We start from the raw sequence: 24,166 nt of genomic DNA, 5'->3' as shown, positions 1-24,166 counted from the left end.
TGAAATGGGTAACGAAGCAGAAGAAGGTCCTGCTATGAAGTTCTTGTTCCTGATTCTGTCGCTCTGCGGTGTGGGCCTTCTATCGGCCTGCAGCGACGACCAAGCCTCCGCCACGCCAAAGCCCCGGCAAGTCGCAACCGTTATTGCCAAGGTTCAGCCGCTGGTCACCGGCGGCTCGATTACCGGTGAGGTCCGAGCGCGTCTTCAGACGGATCTTTCTTTCCGCGTTGGCGGCAAGATCGTGGAGAGGCTGGTGGATGTGGGTGACCATGTAAAGCAGGGACAGCTTCTGGCTCGCCTCGATGCAGAGGAGCAGAAGGCGGAACTGGAGGTCGCACAGGCCAACCTGAATTCCGCCGAGGCGCAGCAGACGCAGGCCCAGTTGGCCATGAACCGTCAGCAGAACCTTTTCAGGACGCAGGTCACGACCCGCGCCGAACTGGACCAGGCCCAGGAATCGCTGCTCACGGCGCAGGGCAGCGTCAAATCGGCTCAGGCGCAATTGGCAAACGCCCAGGACACGCTTTCCTACACGAATATGACCGCTCCCGCCGACGGGATCATCACGGCCCGCGACGGCGAGGTCGGGCAGGTTGCGCAGGCAGCGGAAATGATCTTCACACTGGCGCATGATGGCCCCCGCGACGCCGTCTTCGATGTAATGGAGAGCCTTTTCCTGGGGCGGGCCGTCGAACCGCAGGTACAGGTGAGCCTGCTTTCCGATCCTTCGCGGAAGGTACAAGCAAGCGTTCGGGAAATCTCGCCGACCATCGACTCGTCGACCGGAACCATCAAGGTCAAGGTCGGTCTTCCCGGTGACGACCCGATGCCATTGAGCGCCGCCGTCTCCGGTGCATTCCAATACAAGCCGCAGAACGTGATCCAGCTTCCCTGGTCGGCCATGGCGTCGAAGGCTGGTGTCCCGGCTGTATGGGTGATCGATGTCAGCTCGTCAAAAGTTTCGCTTAGGGCAGTCGAGGTCGGGGACTACGAGACCGGCACTTTCGTGATCAAGAGCGGTCTGTCGGAAGGAGAGGTCGTCGTATCGCAAGGCATCAAGTTCCTGCGGCAGGGAGAAGTCGTGGCGTACGACAAAGGAGCGTCCAAGTGAAGTATTCGATCAGTATCATCGCTCTGCTTCTTGCCGCCACGACCCTTTCAGGATGTCAGAAGCAGGATGAGAATACCGCTGAGGCGCCCCGTCCCGTGCTCTCTGTCGTTGCAGCGGAGACCCCCGCAGACACGCTTCGGCTTCCAGGCACGATCCAGCCGAAGTTCGAAACGCAACTCGGCTTCCGGGTGCTGGGCAGGCTGATTGCACGCAATGTCAGCGTTGGCGATGTCGTCAAGAAGGGCGATGTGGTTGCCGCCATCGATCCGCTTTCGCTTGAACTTGCCGTCAGAAGCTCTCAGTCGGATCTGTCGAACGCGCAGGCGGGCCTTAGAAACGCCCAGAGCACCCAGCAGCGCCAACTCCTGCTTGCCGAAAGCAGGTCAGGCACGGCGGCGGCGCTCGAGCAGGCCCAGCAGGGCCTGAAAACTGCGATCGCGTCTGTTGCCAAGGCGCAGGCAAACCTCGACAAGGCAAACGAACAGCTTGGCTATGCGCAGCTCCACGCAGAGTTCGACGGCGTCGTTACGGCGACCTCCGCGGAAGTCGGTCAGATCGTGTCGGCCGGTCAGGTGGTCGTTACCATCGCACGTCCGGACGAGCGGGACGCGGTCGTGGACGTTCCCCAGGCTGCGGCCGGCAAGCTTCAGGCCGGAGCGCCGTTCGAGGTGTCGCTACAGCTCGATCCCAGCATCCGCACGAGCGGAACCGTGCGCGAGATCGCTCCGGCGGCGGATGCCGCCACTCGTACGAGGCGGACGAAGATCGCGCTTGCCGATCCGCCGGAGGCTTTCCGGCTGGGCTCCGTGGTTACGGTGTCCGCAACCATTTCGGCCAAGCCCCGCATCGTGCTGCCGGCATCGGCGATCCTGTTCCGCGATGGGGCGACCAGCGTGTGGATCGTGGATGCAGCTGCAAGGAAGGTCATCATCCGGCCCGTAAGCGTCGCGGATCCGGTGGTGCCGGGAGGTGTCGTGACCATTGCGGACGGCGTCCATCCCGGCGACCGGGTCGTCGTCGCGGGCGTCAACAAACTGAAGGATGGCCAGGCCATCAAGATCGATCAGGAGATAAACCAGTGAAGAAGTTCAACCTCTCCGACTGGGCGCTCGAGCACCGCTCTCTCGTCTGGTACTTCATGATCGTCTTCGTGATCGCCGGCACCTTCTCCTACTTCAACCTCGGCCGGGAAGAAGATCCGAACTTCACCATCAAGACCATGGTGATCACGGCGCAGTGGCCGGGCGCTTCTGCCGAGGAGGTGACCAGGCAGGTCACGGATCGCATCGAGAAGAAACTGCAGGAACTCGAATCGCTCGACTACACGAAAAGCCGGACGATCGCCGGGCAGACGACGGTCTTCCTCGAACTCTTGCCGACCACGAAGGCAAGAGACGTTGAGCCGACCTGGCGGCGCGTGCGCAACATGATCGCCGACATCCAGGGAGACTTCCCGAGCGGTGTCGTCGGCCCTTTCTTCAACGACCGTTTCGGCGACGTATACGGCAATATCTTTGCCTTCACGAGCGATGGGCTGACGCAGCGCAAGCTCCGAGACTTGGTCGAAAACGCGCGCTCCGAGATCCTGACTGTGCCGAATGTCGGCAAGGTCGATGTCATCGGCGCGCAGGACGAAGCCATCTATCTTGAATTTTCGACACGCCAGATCGCTGCGCTCGGCATTGATCGGCAGTCCGTCATCCAGACCCTACAGGAACAGAATGCGGTCACCCAGTCCGGCTTCGTCGATGCCGGACCGGAGCGGATCGCGCTGAGGGTCGGCGGTCAGTTCGCCTCGGAGGAGAGTCTCAAGCAGATCAATCTTCGTGTGAACGACCGTTTCTTCCCCCTTACCGACGTCGCCACCATCAGGCGCGGCTATGTGGATCCGCCATCCTCGCTGTTTCGATTCAACGGTCAGCCAGCGCTCGCGCTGGCGATCGGAATGAAGCCGGGCGCCAATCTGCTGAAATTCGGAGAGGGGCTTGATGCGGAAATAAAAGCAGTTGTCGCCGACCTTCCGATCGGCGTCGATGTTCACCGCATTTCCGACCAGCCGGCAGTGGTCGATGAGGCCGTTTCGGGCTTCACCCGCGCATTGTTCGAGGCGATCGCGATCGTCCTCGTCATCAGCTTCATCAGCCTGGGGCTGAGGGCAGGGATGGTGGTCGCGGTGTCGATCCCGCTCGTGCTTGCCATCACCTTCGTCTACATGGAGTACACCGGTATCTCGCTCCAGCGCATTTCGCTCGGGGCGCTGATCATCGCGCTCGGTCTGCTGGTGGACGATGCCATGATCGCTGTCGAGATGATGGTCTCGCGCCTCGAAGCAGGCGACCCCTTGAGAAAGGCGGCCACCGCCGTTTACACCTCGACTGCCTTTCCAATGCTGACGGGAACCCTCGTCACCGTGGCGGGCTTCATCCCGATCGGCCTCAACAGCAGCGCGGCAGGCGAATTCACCTTCACTTTGTTCGTGGTGATCGCGGTCTCGCTCGTCGTCTCGTGGGTCGTGGCCGTGTTGTTCACGCCTCTGCTGGGCGTGGCCATTCTTCCGAAGACGATGAAGTCGCACCACGGGAAGAAGGGCCGCTTCTCCTCCGCATTTTCATGGCTGCTCAAGCTTGCCATGCGCTGGCGCTGGATCACGATCGTGCTGACGGTCGGCGTCTTCGCTGTGTCGGTCGCCGGCATGAGCCTCGTGCAGCAGCAGTTCTTTCCAGCCTCTGACCGTGTCGAGCTTGTTGTCGACTGGAACTTGCCCCAGAACAGTTCGATTGCCGAAACCAACCGCCAGATGGCGCAGTTCGAGAAGGAAAAGCTCGCCGGCAATCCGGATATCGACCATTGGTCGACCTATGTGGGGGAAGGAGCGCCGCGCTTTATCCTGTCCTTCGACGTGCAGACCCCGGATGTTTCCTTCGGCCAGACGATCATCGTCACCAAGAGCCTCGAAGTTCGCGACCGCCTCAGGGCCGATCTCCAGGACTACCTCCTGAAAGCCTTTCCCGGCACGGATGCTTTCGTGAAGCTGCTCGATATCGGTCCGCCGGTCGGCAAGCCGGTTCAATACCGCATCAGTGGCCCCGACATCCAGAAGGTACGCGAAGTTTCGCAGCGGTTCGCCGAAATCATGGGAAGCAATCCGCTGCTCACGAACATGAATTTCGACTGGAACGAGCCAGCGAGGGTGGTCAGGATCGACGTTCTGCAGGACAAGGCCCGGCAGCTCGGGGTCTCGTCGCAGGACATTGCCACGGTCCTGAACAGTATCGTGCAGGGATCTTCGGCCACGCAGGTCAGGGACGATATTTACCTGGTGAACGTCATCGGACGAGCTGCGGCGTCCGAGCGCGGCAGCATCGAGACACTGCAGAATCTGCAGATCGGCACCTCGAACGGCAAGTCCGTCCCGCTGTCGGCCGTCGCGAACTTCCGCTACGAACTGGAGCAGCCGACGATCTGGCGCCGTGACCGTATCCCGACAGTTACGATCCAGGCAGCCGTCACCGGATCGACGCAACCGGCCACCATCGTCCAGCAGCTGACCCCCCGGGTGACGGAGTTCCAGAACAGCCTGCCGGCCGGTTACAAGGTCGAGATCGGCGGCGCCGTCGAATCAAGCGATGAGGCGCAAGGGCCAATCGCCGCCGTCGCGCCAATGATGCTGTTCGCCATGGCAACGATCCTGATGCTCCAGTTGCAAAGCTTCAGCAGGCTGTTCCTGGTGTTCGCCGTTGCTCCGACGGCGCTCATCGGTGTCGTCGCGGCGCTCCTGCTCAGCAACTCGCCCATGGGCTTCGTCGCGATCCTGGGTATCCTCGCCCTGATCGGTATCCTGATCCGCAACTCGGTCATTCTCGTCGTGCAGATCGAACACCTGCGCAGCGAAGGTGCTCCGGCATGGGCTGCGGTGGTTGAGGCAACCGAACACCGCATGCGGCCGATCTTGCTGACGGCAGCGGCGGCGACGCTGGCACTCATACCGATCTCCCGCGAAGTGTTCTGGGGGCCGATGGCCTACGCGATGATGGGGGGTATTGTGGTCGGCACGGTCCTTACGCTCTTCTTCCTTCCCGCCCTCTATGTTGCGTGGTTCCGGATCCCGCGGGACGGCGACGGCCGGCAAGCGCCGCCAGCCGAGGCATGATCGACATCCGCATGCTGGCTAACCACACTACGCATCCGCACCACCCGGAAAGGAACGACGGAATGAAATCCCTGCATAGGTTCGGGCTTTTGATGCCGCTCGCCATCTGCGTAATCGTGTCGGGATGTGCGACGAGGCCGGATGCGGGCGTTCTCCAACCCGTTGCCGATTCCACATTGGTCGGCAAGCCTTCTGTCGGCGAGCGCATCCGGGTTCTCACTGCCACCAATCGTCAACCGGAAGGCAAGGGCTTTAGCGCGACACCGTCTGACAATACGACCTATGAGGCTTACGACATCACCGTGCCCCCAGACCGCAAGGGCGCCGAGATCGCCTATGCGTCCCACCGGCCGGACCCACAGCGCCAATATATTGTGCGGCGCCGGGCCGAGCTTTCCGAAGCGCAGTTCGAGACTGCAGTCGGGCAAAGCGCCAGTTCCGACGGGACGGTCGGCGTGTTTGTCCACGGTTACAACTACAGCTACCAGGAGGCCCTTTTCCGGACTGCGCAAGTCGCGGTAGATGCGAATGTGGGTGCGGTTCCCGTTCTCTTTTCCTGGCCCTCGGCTGCTTCCGTGACTGGCTATGTGGCGGACCGCGATGCAGTGCTCTATTCGCGGCGCCGCCTCGATGCGCTGCTGGACGATCTTTCAAGCGCTCGCAACGTGAAACGCATCGTCCTCTTCGGCCACAGCATGGGGGCGTTTCTGGCCATGGAGGCCGTACGGGAACTCAAGCTGCAACATCGGCAGGATGTGCTCGACAAGCTGGAGGTGATACTGGCGTCTCCGGACATCGATGTCGATGTCTTCCGTTCGCAACTTCGGGAAATCGGCGCCATGAAGACGCCAATCACCCTGCTGGTGGCACGGACGGACAGGGCTTTGCAGGTGTCGAGCCTGATTGCCAATGACCGCGCCCGCATCGGTCGGCTCGACATCGACGACCCGGTTATACAGGCCGCAGCCCGAGAAGAGCATGTGCGGGTGATCGACATCACCGCGATCGATGGAACCGACGGATTGGGGCATGACCGTTTTGCTTCACTCGCCCGGTTTGGCTCCAAGCTCCGCAGCTTCGATGGTGACAAGAAAGCCAGTGCCGGTGATGTGGGCGCCTATGTTTTCGACGCTGCAGGCGCACTCGTCTCGTCCCCATTCCGACTGGCCGGCAGTTTGTCCAGGGCGGGGCAGTGAGGGGCGACCGGCTTTGAGAAGGTAGAGCTTGGTTGCGCCGGTTCGCCCCTGATTGCTCTGATTCCCAAAAACTGAACCGTTTTTGATTGGAGTTTCCGCGCTGGATTCCGGTTGGGAACAGGAGTGGAAACGATGAAGGCATCGAACTTTTCGGGTGCCCAGAAGGGGTTCACTCTGAAGCAGGTGACGGATGCGCGATTCACCTATCGGGGCGAAGATGTGGTTCAGATGTTGCAACGTATCTGTAAAGGAACCGGCTATTCCAGGACGGTCAGATGGGTCCGTCAAAGATGAAAGGCTCTCGGTCTCGATTTAAACTACGCGGCTGTTGTAGCTGAAAAAATCTCCGCAAGTACACCGTACTCTACAGGCGCTATCTGCATGTGCTGCGGATTTTCATTGCGGATATTCCATAAACCGAGCTTCCACTTCTCAAAATTGCTGCATATTGAGCTGGCGATATTGAAAGCCTCAAAATGAGGAAGGAAGGTCATCGCTTCGTGGGCCGGCTCCTCATTCATGGCTTGATATCGCGTTTTTACGACCCTTGCACCTGTGCCTTGGGCCAAATTGATGGTGCCGCTCGTCTCCCCGCATGACGGAAACCTCAAGTTGTATATCAAGTTGCATGTTGTAACCAGGCGTTCAAATTCCTCATCCGGCTGATAACCGAGAAAACGAACGTTTTTAGAAAGTGCAAGGAAATTGGATGCCGATATAACGTCATAATTGGGATCATTCGGTAGCTTGCCGACAACGATGAGCTCAATATGTTTCGCCGCTCCAGAGGGCAGGCGGTCCAAAGCCAATCTAAGCCCGACCAGGATTTCGCGAACTCTTTTAGCTAGAGAAATCCATCCAAAAATGCCTATCCTAAACAGCGGCTGGCTCTCTTTATCGCCGATATCATGTCGACTTAGATCATCTTTCGGATGCGCATAGACTCGGTATCTAGCTGATTCAGGACCTCCGCGATTTTCGGTGCGCAATACTTCCGCCGCAAATCGGCTATGCGTCCAAATCTCATCACTGCTATGATAGAGTCCGTTCTGAGCCAACACCACGTGGTTGAATATGTTATCAACCAAACCTTTATCTGCGTCATCCAGAAGGCGTTTGCCCCGGTCGCCGAACTGTGTATTCAGCCCCTTAACCAATCGGTCGGAGCTATAATCTTGTTTATTATTGTAGCTTAGGTGCCGAAGGAGCATATAATTTGATGGCTCATGTACGATAGAAATAACTCTACCGCCAGCAATCTTGCGCAAGCTATCTATGATTTCATGGACGTATCCGTGAAAATCATTATTCGCGAGAAATAGAAACCAAGTTTCATTCTCCCCTACAACGCGGGGAATTTCCCGATAATCTCTGACGCGGACTCCATGATAATGAGTTGGATAACCATCTCCGATAGCCTTGGAATCTATTACAACTTCAATATCGGATTTCTCGATCACGTTGAGAGATAAGACTCGTCGCAGTACCTTATCGAAATAGGTCGCCGTGCCGGTTGTCATAGGCACGATCGGCGAAAAAAAGCGGTAAAGGCGCCGGGCCATTCTAGCTCTCGAAATCTGCAATTAATATTTCCCGAAGAAGCACTGGCGAATTCAGACCTTGGAAGACGCGAATTTCCACCACATGATTGACTGATGCCGGCGACCAATCAAACACGAGCTCGGCCCGGAAGGCTCGCTTAAACTCTTTAGCACGTACCGTTTTGATGCACATTTGCTCATTTATTGTGCTGTCATGAATGTCGAAGCTCATGGAGCCGTTTAGTTGGTCCAAATCGGCCAATATTTCCAACTCGAAGCTAACTCGATACTTGCCGACCTTAAGTCGTTTATAGGGTCCAAATATAACGGCCCCAAAGACCCCGGCTTCGATCCTTATGCAGTCACCCATGTCTCGAGCTGCGCGCGGATCTAATCTGAATCCATGCAGTGTCAAAGCCCCACGTTTAGGGCCGACTGACAGATCACCACTGACGAGATCCTTGATGTTGATATCTGTAATTGCAGGCGTGTTGGCAAACCCCCCTAGCAAAAGGTCACGAAGGCGGTTTTCTACCTCTTCCTCGATCATAATTTCGGCCGCGGGCAATTCGCCAGCGTCATGTCTTAGTGCGGCCTGATAGATTGAATCTACCCGCGATTCGAAAAATATTAGAGCTGTTTCAAATTTCGAAGCCAGGCTTTGGAATTCATGTCGCACAATGGCATTGTCCCTACGCAGTTCGTTTATATGCTTTTCGGCGTCATAGAGCCTTTCCAGCAGTTCGCGCTCTGAAGAGGTGGTTCTATGCTCGTTCAAAGGTTCTGTCCCTTTCCTGGAATTTTCAGTTTTCGTCCAGGAGTCAATTATTCTGCGCAGCATACCCGTTAGCCTACTCTGGAGCTTACTTTCCATTCGCTGTCCTTGATGGTCTGGATCGTTGGATCCGGAATGATACCGTCTTTAGCAGCCAGGAATTCTACAACTAAATTTGAACCTTCATCAGATACTACCCGTCCAATCAGGCTACTCCCGACAGCTGGGTCGTTCTGAGGCCGAAAATCATCCGATTCCGTCGTCTTGTAATCGATAACCTCAATTTTTGACCGGGAAAACACTCTGAGTGCATCCGAATTCAAGTGCTGTCCGAATTTGGCATATTCTGGTCCGTACATTTTGAATGTGCCTCCCGCTGCGTCGAACCGGTATTCGTCTGATGCTTCAAATCTGAGGTCAAGGGCCGCGGAAACGGCTGGTTGTATCGGCAATATTATCTCTGGCTGCAGAAGCTGCTCGTAGCGATAAAAGTCATGCGATACATCAATTGAAAGTCGTTTTGAAATTTCCCATACAGCGTACCGATACAATACATTTGATGGATGATCTGGCGTTAAAAAAAGCCTGGTATCTCTATAGTACTTCAAAATGAAGTCGGATATTTTTAAATTTGTTCTATTTGTTTCTTCGTGTTGCTTTAGGCGATCCGTCGTTATTTCAGCGGATTTCACTATCTCAATGCGAGCTTGATCAGGCTCCAAATCGTGCCCTACTGGAAACCAATGGTTCAAGCCCAGAAATTCTCTTTTTTCTGTAAAGGGATGGTAGCCGTTCCATTGCATCCAGGGATAGGATATTGATTTTATCCCGTGTTTATTGCAGTAATCTTCAATATATTTCGTATTGTACTCATCCTTATTGTTGATCGGAGAAAATACGACTGCATCATAATTGTGGAGACGTTCATAGGGGAACGGTAAATTAGACGCTATGAGCTCATAGTTCACAACGACGTCGCAAACATCGGCGCTACCCCATTCCCGAAAAACGCGAGCAAATACCTGCGCGTGGCAGCCGCCATAGAAAAATATCTTCATTGATTTTACTCCTGCGGCGTCATTTCATTATGAACGTGCGGAACGCTTGGGCCTGCACTTTCGCTTCATTGATAAGGCGAAGCCGCGCCTGACTGACCCTGTCGGAGAACGGCGGATATTCGGCAACTTTCACCGCGGCCATCACTGAGGCTTCAGAAAAATTATCTTCCGCGACGGAGGCGTCAGCAAAAGAGTTTTCCTGGCAAAAAAGCGCATTTTTTCTGGTAGTTGCAATGTTCACAAAAGGCGTCCCCGCCAGGCAAGCAAATATTAATCCATGAAACTTCATGGTCAAAACCAGGTCTGCTTCGGAAGTAGCCTTTATTGCTTCCTTGAATACTTTTAGAGGTTTCTTGATCGTGACACTAGATCGATTATGCATCAATGTGTATATATCGCAACAATAAGACATGTCATAATCATTTAAATCCTGAGATAACGGATAAAAATTGAAGTCATACCAAGGTGAAAGCAGATCGAGGACCTTCGCTAATTTAATTTTTCTATTTAATTCGTCATTAAACAGCAGCAGGTCGCGGCCATAAAGAGAGTATTGCGTCGAATTATTTGAAAAAAAACATGCAGCTACTTTTTTCGCTCGGTTTTTTACGGATTTTACAGGCATGTTTTCATTGCCGAGCTGGAAAACTATGTCCGGCGTATATTGAGCTTCAATTCCTCTGTCACGCAATGCTTCAACGTCAGTTTTATTTCTTAGCCATGTCCCAATAATTCGCTTTTTAATTGATTCCATATATTCAACATCACTTGTGCTGGATAACCCCGCGCCGTAAATTATTATTTTGGTAGAGGGAGCAAGCCGCTCGACATAAAATGGCTTTATGACGTCACCGGCACCGAGCACAACGACTTCATCTTGCTTGCTATATTTGCCGCGTTCGTTATCCCAAATCAGATCAAAGTGGGTATCGTCTGAGTCTTCGAACAGGCTTTTATGTGCCTCCTTAAAGCACTCATCTCCGCAGTTTGCGTGGCCGTACCATCCTAAAAATCGGATTGTGCGATGCTTGAGTTTGGACGCCAATCTTTCCCCCCACCGTTGCCGTCAATGACAGATGGTGTGTAAGCGATTTTTTGGATCATTTCCAGAACATATGCTGGCAGCTGGATTCCGCGCGTCGAGTGCACCATCTTCGGTATCGCCGTGGATGCGTCCGATAATCGCATTCGAATATCGACCTCACACTATTTGCGGTGACGGACTTGCCGTTGCTGTGAAGGTCAGCAGGTCGATCCTCTCCTCCTATGGGGCAGCTCTTCTTGCGCCCTTACAGGCATTTCAATATCAAACCTGCTGCTCGCAATAGCGAGCTGTAATACACGTCGGTGCAGGAGCTGAGGCGGCGGCAACGGATGAACGCTATGTTGCTTTCTGATCCACTTCCAAACAGGTTAGCATCGACGCGGTGCTTGCCGATGCGCCAGGTTCAAGGCCCACCGCGATAAGCCGGTCTTTCGACCCAGGATCGCCAGGGCCGTCGCGGAGGCTGTCGTCTGTGCCGCCACGGCAGTCAATCAACCAGCGACGCTTTGATGTCAGCAGTTGAGCACGAGGATAGATCTAAGAGGAAAAACCTTTTATTACGTCGGATTTTTTCTTCAGACCAATTCCACCACTGAATTTCTTGCATAAGAATCGCTACCTCAACCGGAAATCTGTCTCGAATTGTACGGCAGGGGGAGCCTGCTGCGACGTGGTAGGCCGGAATAGACTTCGTGACAATTGAACCTGCGCCAATGCAGGCGCCGTCGCCAATCTCAACACCGCTCAATATCGTAACATTATCGGCAATCCAGACATCGTTCCCGATAGTTATTCCGCCCTTGGATCGCGATCTGCTGGGCAATCCTGATTCACCAGGATGACCTTCGCCAAACATCTCACGGTAGACGGTTCCCTGTATAGCAGCGAACCGGGTATCATGGTTGACAGGCATTATAGTCAAATTGCGGCCAATAGCGCAGTAGGAGCCTATCGAAACCGGGGAATCTGCGGTCCCGACCACAACACATTCCCCGTTATAAAGGGTATTGTGTCCTACGGTAACATAACCCTGACTTTCAAGCTTCTTCGTCATTATCCTTCCCCAATGCTATTTTTGATATGAGGGAAATACATGGCGTATGGCTCGGACTGCTCCTGAGGGAGAAGAAACTCACTAAGGCCGTACTTCTCAGCAAAATCAATCATCTGCAATCGCTTGCTACGTTCAGGATCGTAAGTGAAGTGTACTAGGAAATGGTCGTTGGCATTCTGGAAATGAAATGGTCGCGTGTTGAACCGTGTATAGTCCAGCAATGCATATTTGCTACGCCGGTGCGGAAAGTGCTCTAACTGATGAATCATGGCCTCTTGGTCGAATGGACCCCAGTAGGGACCATATTTCTCTTCGCTCCAAAATTCCTTGGACTGCTCTCCCGTTGTCGCGAGGCAGTCTTGAATGAACGCTACCGCATCAGGGCAATTCCTGATCAAAAAATTTCCAGACGATAAAAATGTAGTTATTCCCCTGTTGACGGGACTTTTGCAATAGATCGCAAAAATCTTGGGATCCTGCATCTCGGGAACCAAGCTTTCCAACGACATGTCTAGCTGTGTGAAGGCCGCGTCATCATCAAGCCAAAAAAGCCAATCGCAGTCGTTGAGACCGTCCAGCAAGGTAGCGAGCTTATGGTAATAAAAATTTGGAAGGTTTGGATAGGGATTGATGTTAAATCTATACCGGTATCCATGGCGTGCGGCATAAACAGAGTGATTGATTGCTGTTGGAAAACGGATCTGAGTGCTACCCGAACATATTAGTATTTTCGGCTTAATAGACGTTGATGAATTAATATTGGGGGTAGAAAGCGCCAAGCGCCGGATAATTTTCTGAAACATGACGGCCTAATACAGACAATTGCGGTTACCTCATTCCATAATGTGAGGCTTGATCTTTATCAAGGCAGGAGCCCGTTAGCGCCATATCAATGGTGCCTCATCTCAATCCTCCATATTGCGCCTCAAACGAAGAGAGCGCTAATCATCTCAAGCCAGCCTTGCCCAACTCTGTCAAAGCAGTGCTAGTCTGGCTGTCAAAATCAAATGTTCACTGCGTCAATTGCTTCTTCATCGCAGATGATGGCAGGCATTTCTCCCGTTCCTGGATTTTTTCTTTCCGGCCGACTGTCGCGTATCTCCTCAATTTCCACCCGCTCAGCGCCTGAAGTATAATTTCTAACAAAACAACGCATAGCGTGAGCAACTCCTAAAGGCGACACTTCTCTATAATCGCTTTCGAAGTACATTCCTCCCGTGCTGCTGGCGGTAATTATTTCGAAAGAGGGGAAATAGTCTACCCAATCATACTTCTCGACATATTCTTGAGCCGCTATCCGTAAAACAGCTTTACTATATGTCGTGGAGGCCAAGATATGTCTATCTTCGTAAGTTGCGATCAGTGGAACAGGTGACACAGTCAGAAGGACTTTTATATCTGGATTTACATTCTTAAGCTTATCAAGAGCTTCGCCGAGGATTTTTGTGGTCTCTCGAACGGAATAATTGTGAAATTCGTGCTTTTCCGGATCGAAGCTTCCTGCAACCACACCTGGCGCTAAAGGAAAGACGGCGCCATCAACCTTTGAACGCCATGATTCTGTCAGGCCTAGAGTGAAAATGAATACTTCGGACTCGCGAAAAACCCGCCGAGCAGCTTCCAGATGTTCCTTCCTTGCGTAGACAACCTCATCGGGTGAGCTAAAGCCAACAGGCTCTATTTGCGGCCTATACGGATCGACAAACCGCCCATCTGGTCTTTGCCATGCTGTTTCGCTAAATTCCCGTCCCTCAAAGCACTCGTCAAGCAGCTGTGACAGCTGTGCTGGGGTGTAGAGGTTCCCATACCGCGCCGAATACACGCCAAATTGTCTTGTGACTTTTTCGTGGTGGGAAAGATCGTCACCTGATTCAGTGATCAGGTAATTGAAGCCTATTTCGGCAATTTTCTTGGCGATATGCTGAGCGAAACAACTCCCTGCTGTTCCCACCCGCGTGCTTGTCGCCAATTGAAAACGAGGCGTCACAACTGGGTCAACCAGATGGGGCTCGATGCGCGCTACCGCTCGTCTCCACATCTGATAAGGTTTCGCGTCTGAATACGGATTCACCAACTTACGGCTCCATTATCTGTAAAAGCTTCTGAAAACGGTCGTCAGCCATGCCGTCGACGACGACTGACTTAGGATCGTGTCCCTCAAGCAAACGATAGCTTCCCCGAACGAAATCCTCGAGGGAGAGGAGGCGGTAGTGTCCCTGTTCTTTGAAAAACTCAAAGCCTTTGATGCCGCAATGTTCGGCGACCTCATTGTAAATCGCGAAGCATGGCCCGTTCGTGAGATTGTCGTGCGGCAGCAGTCGGGCTTCTAATGAATTGACGCCCATTCGTTTCAACGTCGCTGCCGCGATATCGAACACCACGTCGATGTTAGGATGATTGACTGAGTACATGAATGGCTTATAGCGCCCCCAGCGAAGGAAGCCTTCCGAAAGGTCTAGGCCGTAGTTATTGAACAGGTTGAGTATATGCTGTTTGTCTCGGCTCCAGACGTCGAAGAAACCTGCACGCTCGTAAGTTCTGGCATTGTAGTGCTGCAACGCCTGGTCAACGGTTAATCCGTTCCGGTAGGCGGAAAGACAAATCATGGAATTGTACGCCCCTATAGGGCTGTCTATTCCGCCGCTGCTCGATGCAGCATAGCATGAATCCGGATGATACGCGGAGAAAAACATTGACGGTACAATAATCGGATCGATGACCTGATTAAGTTTCGATTCCGAAATATCCAGAAATTCTGGATGAACGATGATCTTTTGATAGTTATGCAGCTTGGCGTCATGTCCGGCGATATCAGATTTATATGCCCATACATCTAGTGAATCGATCGTTGCACTCGGATATTGTATAGTCAAGCTATTCGCCAGGCCGAACGTCTGGCAATTCGAAAGCACCAGCCACTTTTCCAATTATCGCTCCCTTTGCGACCAATAATAATATAGAGTCTTCTATATCTGACCGTGTTTGTTTTCAGGCTACAGGAATTCGAGCCGAAAATTCGATGCGGACCTATTGGAGTAAAGAAATTCTTCGATACACTCACAACTAGTTGTCTCTATTCGAGGCATCTCGTTATGGACGAAATATTATCGCATTACCGGTACAGCGTCTAGTCAGGCGAGGGGGTGGATTTCGCCAATCACGCATGATACCTGTCGGCTCAATGGTGAGCGATTTCGTGCTGGGGCCAGGATGTTCAGATATAGCGAATCGCTGAGTCCGCTTTAGGCGGGTTGCAGTATTTGGCGGATACCGCCAGGCACAGGTAGCTGTGCAATTTAGGTTAACGAACCTCTTTTCACGAAGACCTTTTTGCGTTTAATCAAGTGGCCTTGAATTCAACAGGATATCTTGGCCCAGACGGCTTTTGCGCCGACATATGTGTTTATTTTCCGTATCGGTCTTCGGCGTCGACTGTTCGGCGTCAATCCGCTGGAAATACAGATTTAGAGGGCTGAATAGCGGCTATGGGTAGCAGATCGAAGCAGAAAGCGCTCCTGATTGGCTTAAGCAGAAAATTTGATAAATTTATCGAGTCAATTTTACCATCGAGCAGAGGAAGCGTTGACGAACTGTCATTGCGCTGCGCGCAGGGTTGGGCGATCGTTGGCGATGGTAGTGAGCCGGCGCAGATTGCCGTCATTGTCGCTGGTCAAGTGGTCGCAATAGCGACCGCAAACGGTATTCGCAATGACGTTAAGGCGGCGGGTCATCGGACCGAAGTCTGTGGCTTCTCGATAGAACTGGATTTGTCTCCGCGAGACTTGCTGGGTAACAATGTTCGAGTGGCTTTTTGGTCAGGGACTAAGGTTAGGGCGGACCTTCCCATAAATTCTGATGCTCGTCCATGGAGCCTGGGCTTTTGGGATCAAAGCGGACAGCCTGTAATCGAGCGATGGCGCAGCTTGGCTGCAAGGATAAAGCTCGAAAGAGATTTGCTGCCGGTCGTAGCCGCCTCTCGCGTGCCGGAAAAAACTCTATTATTTGAAGGTCCTTTGCGCGGCGATTACAGTATCGCGATTGTAAATCGCAATTTTGCAAAGGCTGTTTTGCAAAAAAAAGCGAATGTAACGCTCACATCCAAAAATGAGCGGCTCGATGATGATCCGTTTTTTAACGCGGAAAAAGATCTGGTCGATCGGTACAAAGAATCGCCTCTCAGTGCCGACTTTGACGTTCATAGTCTAAATACCTGGCCGCCAGAGACAGGCTTGATGGCTTCTAGATTCAAGACGTTACATTGCTATGCGTGGGAAGAAAGCTCATTTCCCCCGAAGTTTTTGGCAGCTTTTAACAGCGACTTGGATCTGGTGTGCGTTACCTCTAAATTTACGCAAATCGCTCTCCAGAATTCGGGTCTTACTGTACCGACAGCCGTCGTTGGGAATGGGATCGATAAGGAGCTTTTCAATTTACGCCGCCGAAAAAGACGAGCGAAAGATCGCTTTCGCTTCCTGCACATCTCTTCCTGCTTTGCGCGAAAAGCGGCCGATAAGCTTGTGCAAGCGTTCGTTGAGGAATTTTATGGCGAGAATGTAGAGCTGCATATCAAGACCTTTGATAATCCGCACAATAATATTAGAGAAATTATTTCCTCATATGGGGATAGGGCGAAGAACATTACTTCAAATTTCGCCAATTTGAGCCAACTCGAAATTCGGCAGCTTTATTTGAAATCCGATTGTTTGGTTGCGGCCAGCAGGGGTGAGGGTTTTTTGCTTCCAGCTGCGGAAGCCATGGCCGTTGGCCTGCCGGTGATAACAACGGATGCTGGCGGCCAGGCCGATTTTTGCGATAATACCACAGCCTGGCTTGTTAAATCGACAGCCGTTGCGTCCGAGACTCACATGTCACTGAGCGGCTCTTATTGGTACGAGCCAGACTTACAAAGTTTGCGTCGACAGATGCGCTTAGTGTATGAGGCGACGGATCAAGAACTAGAGGTTAAGACCTCACCGGCGAGAGAACTTGTTCGCAACACATATGCTTGGGACAAGGTCGCTGCTCGTTATTTAGCAGCTTTAGAGCGCAAGGATATCAAGTCGCCCGGGCGACCAAAGCTTGCGATCGTGACGACATGGAACCAAAGTTGCGGGATTGCAACCTACTCTGAAGAGCTAGTTCCTCATCTTGAAAAGGACTTTGAGGTAAATGTCATTTCCGAGTTGGCGGAAAAGCTAACTGGCGTTGATCAGGATTTTGTCAGACGGCAATGGCGGAGGCGAAGCGATAGCATGCCTCCGCTCGCGGATGCTGTGATCGATGGCGGTTTGGATGCGGTGTTGATCCAGCATCATCCCAGTCATGTAGGCTGGGCGGATCTTGGCTACTTGATAGATTGCATAGTTCAAGGCGGAAATGGCAGAATAAAGGTCTTTTGCCAACTGCACTCTACTGCAGGTCAGTCCTCAAGCATACAGGGTGCGAGGCTATCGCTTGCACGTACAGAGGGGATTTTTGTTCATACTCTTGCTGATGTGGAAGCACTTGGTCCGATTGCTGCCGACACGAGAGTAGCGGTTATTCCGCATGGAATACCGAAGATTGCCGATGACCTGCGCCGCCAAAAAGATTCGTCCGCTAAATTCCACATCGGGTCGTTCGGCTTCTGCATGCCTCACAAGGGCATTATGAATCATCTTCGAAGTATTGCTATAATACGGGAAAAGATACCTGATATTAAGGTGACGTTACTGCATGCCGTCAATGACGATCAAAAAACAGTTTTTCATGCGTTGGAGATAATGCAGCTCATTCGTCAATTGTCGCTCGATGATGTCGTTGATATTGACTTCAGGTTCCTGTCGAAAAAAGAAGTGTCTTCACGACTGAGTTCTTGCGATCTACTTGTGCTGCCATACGACAACAATTTGGAAAGTGCGAGCGGTGCCATTAGAGATGTTTTGGGGATTTCGGTGCCAATTTTGACGACCGATATATCGACATTTTCGGACGTGTCGGATTTCGTTTTCAAGGTTACTAATAACCACCCCTTGAATCTCGCCAGTAAAATTCTGCAGCTTTATTCAGAACCGTCTAAGCGAGTTTCAAAGCTCGAGGATCAAATAGCTTACGTCGATGGAATTTCGTGGGAAAAAATCGGCTCACGAATGTCTGGCATCATGCGGAGCGTCCTGTGATGACTAACAACAACATGAGCAATCTTCTGTTATCTGATCTGCTTGAGCTTGAGCAAGAACGCATGTGGATCATAGCGTTAGCTCAAATTTATGGTGTCGATGATGTTCTCCTGGCGCTGGACTATGCCGAGAAATCAAAGATGATGAAATTGGATATTGCCGATCAAATTCTTCGTGTTTTGAATTTGCTTCCAATTTCGGCTGTGTCCACTTCGGCCGGTGTTCCGATAAGGTTAACAAAAGACATTCGAAATTCGTTGGCAAATATTATGGATCCAAGCTCTTTAGAAGCAGTATCGGATGCTTTGATCAAGGCAGTTGATGTCGCGGGTGATCCCAAAAAATTTCAATTTGAATTCTGGGGGGGTGTTCGTGACATGAGGCGTATGGGTAATCAGTATATGAACATGAAAAATGACAAAGCGCCTGCGAATGCCGTCCGCGCTGCAATGCTCGACAAAAGCTATTTGGTGGCGGCTAGAGGCGAAAATGCGGAACTTTTCTTAGGGCCTGATGTCAGTTTTTACGGCATTGCAGATGGGAACGGCTACTATCGGTTTTCATCAGGCTGGATGTTTTTTGGACCTGGAATTGATCTTGATGCCGGCTCTTACCTTGTCGAAATTGAAATCCGATGTCTTAATCCGACTGATCGGCTTATCTTGGATGTAACGACAGATGTTGGCTTAAATAAACTTCTTGAAATAAAGACCGTTGGTGACGTCGTTGTGGCTCTGGCATTCGACGTCAGTTCCCACCATGGAAAAATCGAAGTCCGATGCGTCAATCCATCAGATAACGACGTTATATGTGACATACGGCGAGTAGCATTTGGTCGCCAAAATGTTCTGACCCCATGTGTAGGAGAGGTAGAAATAGGCCCTCTCTTTTCGCCTACTCGAATTGAGTAGTGTTGATGTGCTGAAGTCTCTCTCTGTATCGAGCGGCAGCTTCTCGTATTGAAAATACTTCAGATAAACCCTTTTGCTTTATCTGCATTCTGTTGGAATAAAGATTCTTCATTTTCTGGGCTAGATCGGAAGTGTCGATTTCTGCCCACAATGCGCCTTCTGAATAGATGTATCCAGCTTGACCGACTGTTGTATATTGCCAGCTAACTTCTTCATCGGGGTCCAGAAAATCCCTAGCACCCGAGTATCCCGTCGATAGTACGCAGACGCCTAGGGCTTTGGCTTCAGCGATATTTCTTCCGAAGCCTTCGGCACGGTGAGGCGATAAAAAGCAATCTGCTGACGACAGAAGAGCCAAATATGCGCTTCTGTCGTGGGTACCAATGTTATACCGTATCCTAGGATCGTCTTTAGATATTTTTTGCAGATTTTGCGTGAATTTATCTTCTGCATTCGATCCGTTTACGAGGAAGAGTAGAGATGCGTGAATAGACTTATCTGGAAATGCGAGCAAAAATCCTTCGATTGCTGCTTGTGGATTCTTCCGCGTGACGAATGAATTTGGATCGTACGAACATATAAACCTGAACGTATCCGTCTCTGACCTGACTTTGGACTTTGCTTGACCGTTCACGTTGACGGCTGGGGGCATATATATGCAGGGCGTTCGCGTCGCATTTTGATACGCTTTTGAGACGTGTTCGCTAATTCCCCAAAGCTCATCGACCCAACCAAGAGCAGGTGCCCATTCACGCGGGAATACTTCCAGTTCCCATGGGGAATAGGCGATGACGTACTTCTCGTTGAATACCTGGTTTCCGAATTCTTGAGCGATCCGTGGTATATCGAAAGGGCTTACGCACAATATCGATACCGGGTAGGGGGGAGCCGTCGCGAATTTTTCATCTAACGTATGATCATGAAGGCGTGCGTTCGACCCGTTTGGCAAATTGAATACGCAGTATTCAATTTCCGCGGCCTCTATACACTTTGCAAGAGTTCGGATGTCCTCGCCTAAGCCGAATTCCCCTTGTGCATAGCCAATCAGATTTACGCCGAAGCCGATGTCTTGTCTGAGCTTCGCTAATATGCGCGAACGCGGCGACCCCTCAACGGCCACTTTTGCTGCTTTGTGAGGGCCAGAGTAGGCCGCTGAGATTAAGTGGGCTGCGTTGAGCTCGTGTTGGCCATAGGACTCGTACCATTGCATTAATTTGGTCGGGGTTTTCGGATCTTGGCGAGGGAATGCTTTCTGTAAATCCGGCCGCCCTTGGTAAATGTGTTGTAAAAAACGCGGTAGCCGAAGTCCTGGCACAAAAGTTTTTACTTCATGCAGTACAGAAATAGATTCTTCAGATAATGGAACGGCTGAGCTTCGGCCGATTTTAGAAAAATACCATTCCGTCAAGAAGCGCTTTTGCGATTCGGGGTCATGGATACCATTTCCAAACCTATTCTCGTGTTGAGCCGCCCAGTCGAGCCACTGTTCCTCTGTAAAAAAATGAGGTATCATCTGTATGGTCCCTCCGTCTGAGAGAATAATTGCCGGAAAATTGGATATATATTTGATAAATGTTGTAAGATATTTTTTCTAAGCGAAATCCACCGATACCGGCTCGCGTTAACGCGACTAGGTAGTGGTTCATTGGACGAAAGTGCATAAAAGCGTATTCGGCGCGACGAACTGTCTGGCCGGGTTTTTAGTGAAAATTATGACGGCAGTCCATGTGGGAAATCTATTTTTTCGCTTTATTTTGCGTGAAAAATTGCTAGGACGCTCTCTGATTTTGACGGAATTTTTGTATGAAGTTCGGAACGAGTGGCCTTCGCGGTCTTGTAACTGATCTTAAGGGGCGGGTGTCGTCTTTATATCCGGCCGCTTTTGCGCAGTATCTTTTCAAGGCCGGTTTGGCGCAGAGCGGAAGCGTTATTCTCGTCGGCCGTGATTTCCGTTCATCAAGCCCGTCCATTTCGGACACCGTGATTGGCGCCCTTTTTCGTTCCGGTCTGTCTCCGGTCGATTGCGGCACGCTGCCGACGCCGGCACTTGCGCTTTACGGCCTGAAGATAGGCGCCGCGTCGCTTATGGTTACCGGCTCGCATATTCCCGACGATCGCAATGGCATCAAGTTCTACCGTCCAGATGGAGAGATCGGTAAAGCGGATGAATTGGGCATTAGCCAAATAGCAACTGAGCTCGACCAGGGCGGCGCTGGCACGATCGATATCCGAAGCGGTACTGCGCCGAACCATTCAGGGGCGGCCGAAGCGCTGTTCGTTGCTCGTAATCAAGGTTTGTTGGCCGCTGGTGCGCTGGCCGGCCTCAAGATCGGCGTCTACCAACATTCGACGGTTGCCCGCGATCTTTTGCTGCAGGTTTTGCAGGGTTATAGTGCCTATGTCATAGCTCTCGGCCGCTCCGAAGAATTCATCCCGATCGATACTGAGTCGGTCTCAGCAGAGACAATCGCCAAGCTGAGGAAATGGGCTGCAGAGCATAAATTGGACGCGATCGTTTCCGCTGATGGTGACGGCGATCGCCCATTGCTGGCCGATGAAACCGGCGAACCGTTGCGTGGCGATCTGCTCGGCCTGATCACCGCACAATTCCTTAGCGCCAAGGTTGTGGTCACCCCGGTGACCTCCAATTCTGGCATCGAGGTTGCTGGACAATCGGGCGAAGGCGTTGAAATCGTTCGCACCAAGGTCGGGTCCCCTTTCGTCATTGCGGGCATGCTGGAGGCACTCGCAGCAGGTAAATCCGACGTTATGGGCTTTGAAGCCAATGGCGGCGTGCTGACCGGCTCGGCCTTTACGATCAGTGGCAAGGTTCTCGATCCGCTGCCGACCAGAGACAGCTTCCTGCCGATCTTAGCCACCTTGTCGTTCGCCGTCCTTAAGGAACAGGCGCTGTCTCGGGTCGCTGCCGGTTTCTCACTGCCTTTCGCCATGGCAGACCGATTGGAAAATTTTGCCGTCGAGGCAAGTGCTGTGCTGATGACGTATCTCCGGGCGAGCGATGCCAACCTCGCCGCCTTCCTCGCACCCGTTGGCGCCGTCTTATCGACGAGCGACATCGATGGATTGCGGGTCACGCTGGCAGACGGCCGGATCATCCACTTCCGCCCGTCCGGCAACGCCCCGGAAATGCGCTGCTATGTCGAGGCGGCAACACAAGAAGAGGCCGGCCTGCTGCTTGAGCAGGGGCTTCAGCTCATCCGCGATTGGGCTTCGCATTTCGATGCCCGTTCCACATCATCTGATAGCCAAGATCGGAGACCGTCATCGTGACCCAAAAGATCATTCCCGTCATCATGGCCGGCGGCAAGGGAACGAGGCTCTGGCCACTGTCGCGCGCCACGGCGCCCAAACAGTTCATCCAGTTCGTCGGCGACCGCACGCTGTTTCAGGCGACACTGTCGCGCGTTTCCGATACCGCGCTGTATGAAGCGCCTGTTGTCATCACTAACGAGGATTTCCGCTTTCTGGTGGCGGAACAAGCGCGTGAGCTCGGCATCGCCTTGTCGGGCATTCTGCTGGAGCCGGTGGCCCGCAACACCGCACCCGCCGTCGCGGCTGCCGCCGCCTTCGTCGGCGTGCGCTTCGGCGAGGAAGCCGTTATGCAGGTGCTCGCCTCCGATCATGAGATCGTTTCCGACGAGCGCTATTTCGATGCGATCCGAGTCGCCCGCGACACGGCCGCATCCGGCAAGCTCGTCACCTTCGGTATTGCGCCTGCTGAGCCGGCCACAGGCTACGGCTATATCGAGATCGGCAAGGCGCTGCCGGGCGGTGCCGCCCAGGTGAAGCGCTTCGTGGAGAAGCCATCTTTGCCGGAAGCAGAAAAGATGCTGACGTCAGGTGGTTTCGTTTGGAACTCCGGCATCTTCATGTTCAAGGCCGGCCAGGTCCTGGCTGAATTGGCGCAATTTGCGCCGGACGTCGAACAGGCCGCTTGTGCCGCCTTCGCCAATGCGACCGGCGATCTGGACTTCACGCGACTGGATGCGGATGCTTTTGCCAAGAGCCCAGATATTTCAATCGACTACGCGATCATGGAGAAATCCTCCAACGTCGCGGTCGTGCCATCGGCTTTCACTTGGTCGGACATGGGCAGCTGGGACGCGGTCTGGAAGCTCGGCAGTCGCGACGAGGCTGGCAATGTCTCTTCCGGCAATGCGACGCTGATCAACACCAAGAACTCGCTGGTCATGTCTCGCCACGGCCACTTGGCGGTGCAGGGCCTTGACGGCGTCGCCGTCATCGCCTCGGAAGATGCGGTCTATGTCGGGCGTCTCGACGACAGCCAGAATGTCGGCATGTTGGTCAAGCAACTCGCCTCCGCCAAGGCGACCGCGGCGCTGACTGAAACTCACCCAACGGCCTACCGTCCGTGGGGCGGCTATACCTCTATTCTCAATGGTGACCGTTTCCAGGTGAAGCGCCTGTTCGTGACGCCGGGCAAGAAGCTGTCGCTGCAGAAGCATCATCACCGGTCCGAGCATTGGATCTGCGTCAAGGGTACGGCTGAAGTGACGATCGGCGACACCGTGCAGACCCTCCGCGAAAACGAGAGCGTCTATATTCCGCAGGGCGAGGTGCATCGTCTCGCCAATCCCGGCAAGATCTTGCTGGAAATGATCGAGGTCCAGACGGGATCCTATCTCGGCGAAGACGACATCATCCGCATCGTTGATGAATTCGGAAGAGGGTAAATCGATCGACAGAGAGCTTGGGCGAAAATTCGTTGTACTTCGCGTTCAACTCTCTTGCATCTCCGGATTAAATTGTCGCTGAAGGGCGGCAATGTCGAATGGCGTTGATTGTGAATCATGAATACGCCGTAGGGCGTTGGAAGCAGGGTGACGTAGTGTGCCAGTCGCTGAGACAGCCGTGAGGCAAGGATCAGCCAGGTGACCTATTCCAAATGGCGCAAGAAAGTACGCAGGCCTGCTGCCGAGACCACTTACGCCGTGATGGATGGACCTACGTCTACAAGACCGTATCCGGGGCCAGCGCAGCCATCCTCCAATACCCGAGCTACAACAGCCGACGCCGATATTCATCCCTTGACCGGCAGACGCCGCATCGGGCTTACTTCAATGTGTTGACCTCGGTGATGGTGGCAGCTGAGTTTGCTTAGATGCCGAAGTTTCGTCGGAGTTGT

At 52.9% G+C, this 24,166-nt stretch carries 17 protein-coding genes and 1 pseudogene; 9 read left to right on the top strand and 9 right to left on the bottom strand.

Annotated elements, in window-relative coordinates; genetic code table 11:
- Positions 1-34: 34 nt before the first annotated feature.
- The 4 genes from EPK99_RS09275 (at position 35) to EPK99_RS09260 (ending at position 6,457) form a co-directional block, all read left to right on the top strand.
- Positions 35-1,111: an efflux RND transporter periplasmic adaptor subunit gene (locus EPK99_RS09275; RefSeq protein ID WP_128442746.1), complete on the top strand. Its 1,077-nt coding sequence runs from the start codon at positions 35-37 to the stop codon at positions 1,109-1,111.
- Entirely contained in the window at positions 1,108-2,193 is a 1,086-nt protein-coding gene (locus EPK99_RS09270; RefSeq protein WP_128442745.1) for an efflux RND transporter periplasmic adaptor subunit, read from the top strand. Before EPK99_RS09275 ends, EPK99_RS09270 begins: the two co-directional genes overlap by 4 nt.
- Positions 2,190-5,261 carry an efflux RND transporter permease subunit gene (locus EPK99_RS09265; RefSeq protein WP_128442744.1) on the top strand — a complete coding sequence of 1,024 codons (3,072 nt, stop codon included), beginning with the start codon at positions 2,190-2,192 and terminating at the stop codon, positions 5,259-5,261. Before EPK99_RS09270 ends, EPK99_RS09265 begins: the two co-directional genes overlap by 4 nt.
- A gap of 62 nt (positions 5,262-5,323) precedes the next feature.
- Entirely contained in the window at positions 5,324-6,457 is a 1,134-nt protein-coding gene (locus EPK99_RS09260; RefSeq protein ID WP_245582379.1) for an alpha/beta hydrolase, read from the top strand.
- 317 nt (positions 6,458-6,774) lie between these two features.
- Here the strand turns inward: EPK99_RS09260 and EPK99_RS09255 are convergent, their stop codons facing one another.
- The 8 genes from EPK99_RS09255 to EPK99_RS09220 form a co-directional block, all read right to left on the bottom strand.
- Entirely contained in the window at positions 6,775-8,019 is a 1,245-nt protein-coding gene (locus EPK99_RS09255; protein WP_128442743.1) for a glycosyltransferase family protein, read from the bottom strand.
- A gap of 1 nt (position 8,020) precedes the next feature.
- The gene (locus tag EPK99_RS09250) at positions 8,021-8,872 is read right to left on the bottom strand and encodes a hypothetical protein (RefSeq protein ID WP_128442742.1); all 852 of its coding nucleotides are present in this window, start codon (positions 8,870-8,872) and stop codon (positions 8,021-8,023) included.
- A complete protein-coding gene (locus EPK99_RS09245; protein WP_128442741.1) occupies positions 8,845-9,831 on the bottom strand; it encodes a hypothetical protein in 987 nt (328 codons plus the stop codon). Before EPK99_RS09245 ends, EPK99_RS09250 begins: the two co-directional genes overlap by 28 nt.
- A gap of 19 nt (positions 9,832-9,850) precedes the next feature.
- Positions 9,851-10,876 (bottom strand): polysaccharide pyruvyl transferase family protein, encoded by a 1,026-nt coding sequence (locus EPK99_RS09240; RefSeq protein ID WP_128442740.1) that lies wholly within the window; start codon positions 10,874-10,876, stop codon positions 9,851-9,853.
- Positions 10,877-11,363: 487 nt separating this feature from the next.
- Positions 11,364-11,930 carry a CatB-related O-acetyltransferase gene (locus tag EPK99_RS09235; protein WP_128442739.1) on the bottom strand — a complete coding sequence of 189 codons (567 nt, stop codon included), beginning with the start codon at positions 11,928-11,930 and terminating at the stop codon, positions 11,364-11,366.
- A complete protein-coding gene (locus EPK99_RS09230; protein ID WP_128442738.1) occupies positions 11,930-12,733 on the bottom strand; it encodes a glycosyltransferase family protein in 804 nt (267 codons plus the stop codon). Before EPK99_RS09230 ends, EPK99_RS09235 begins: the two co-directional genes overlap by 1 nt.
- Before the next feature lie 200 nt (positions 12,734-12,933).
- Positions 12,934-14,001: a GSCFA domain-containing protein gene (locus EPK99_RS09225; RefSeq protein WP_245582411.1), complete on the bottom strand. Its 1,068-nt coding sequence runs from the start codon at positions 13,999-14,001 to the stop codon at positions 12,934-12,936.
- 4 nt (positions 14,002-14,005) lie between these two features.
- On the bottom strand, positions 14,006-14,857 hold the full coding sequence (locus EPK99_RS09220; RefSeq protein ID WP_128442736.1) for a WcbI family polysaccharide biosynthesis putative acetyltransferase: 852 nt from the start codon (positions 14,855-14,857) through the stop codon (positions 14,006-14,008).
- A 558-nt stretch (positions 14,858-15,415) separates the two neighbouring features.
- On the opposite strand from EPK99_RS09220, the gene EPK99_RS09215 reads away from it, so the two are divergent.
- Both EPK99_RS09215 and EPK99_RS09210 read left to right on the top strand, forming a co-directional pair.
- Positions 15,416-18,088, top strand: coding sequence for a glycosyltransferase family 4 protein (locus tag EPK99_RS09215; RefSeq protein ID WP_128442735.1), 2,673 nt, complete (start codon positions 15,416-15,418; stop codon positions 18,086-18,088).
- Complete coding sequence (locus EPK99_RS09210; protein ID WP_128442734.1) at positions 18,088-18,999, top strand: hypothetical protein; 912 nt, start codon at positions 18,088-18,090, stop codon at positions 18,997-18,999. Before EPK99_RS09215 ends, EPK99_RS09210 begins: the two co-directional genes overlap by 1 nt.
- Here the strand turns inward: EPK99_RS09210 and EPK99_RS09205 are convergent.
- Complete coding sequence (locus EPK99_RS09205) at positions 18,983-20,512, bottom strand: glycosyltransferase (RefSeq protein ID WP_128442733.1); 1,530 nt, start codon at positions 20,510-20,512, stop codon at positions 18,983-18,985. The two genes, EPK99_RS09210 and EPK99_RS09205, sit on opposite strands and share 17 nt — an antisense overlap.
- A gap of 290 nt (positions 20,513-20,802) precedes the next feature.
- On the opposite strand from EPK99_RS09205, the gene EPK99_RS09200 reads away from it, so the two are divergent.
- From EPK99_RS09200 to EPK99_RS26085, 3 genes and pseudogenes are all read left to right on the top strand, one after another.
- Positions 20,803-22,290 carry a phosphomannomutase gene (locus tag EPK99_RS09200; protein ID WP_128442732.1) on the top strand — a complete coding sequence of 496 codons (1,488 nt, stop codon included), beginning with the start codon at positions 20,803-20,805 and terminating at the stop codon, positions 22,288-22,290.
- Complete coding sequence (locus EPK99_RS09195) at positions 22,287-23,714, top strand: mannose-1-phosphate guanylyltransferase/mannose-6-phosphate isomerase (RefSeq protein ID WP_128442731.1); 1,428 nt, start codon at positions 22,287-22,289, stop codon at positions 23,712-23,714. The genes EPK99_RS09200 and EPK99_RS09195 overlap by 4 nt, the downstream gene beginning before the upstream one ends.
- A 266-nt stretch (positions 23,715-23,980) precedes the next feature.
- Positions 23,981-24,142, top strand: a pseudogene (locus EPK99_RS26085) (IS3 family transposase); the annotation flags it as partial.
- Between the last annotated feature and the right edge of the window lie 24 nt (positions 24,143-24,166).

Source organism: Neorhizobium lilium, from assembly GCF_004053875.1.
Classification (GTDB): domain Bacteria; phylum Pseudomonadota; class Alphaproteobacteria; order Rhizobiales; family Rhizobiaceae; genus Neorhizobium; species Neorhizobium lilii.
Note: the sequence above shows the minus strand (reverse complement) of the source record. Positions and strands in the feature narration are given on the sequence as shown.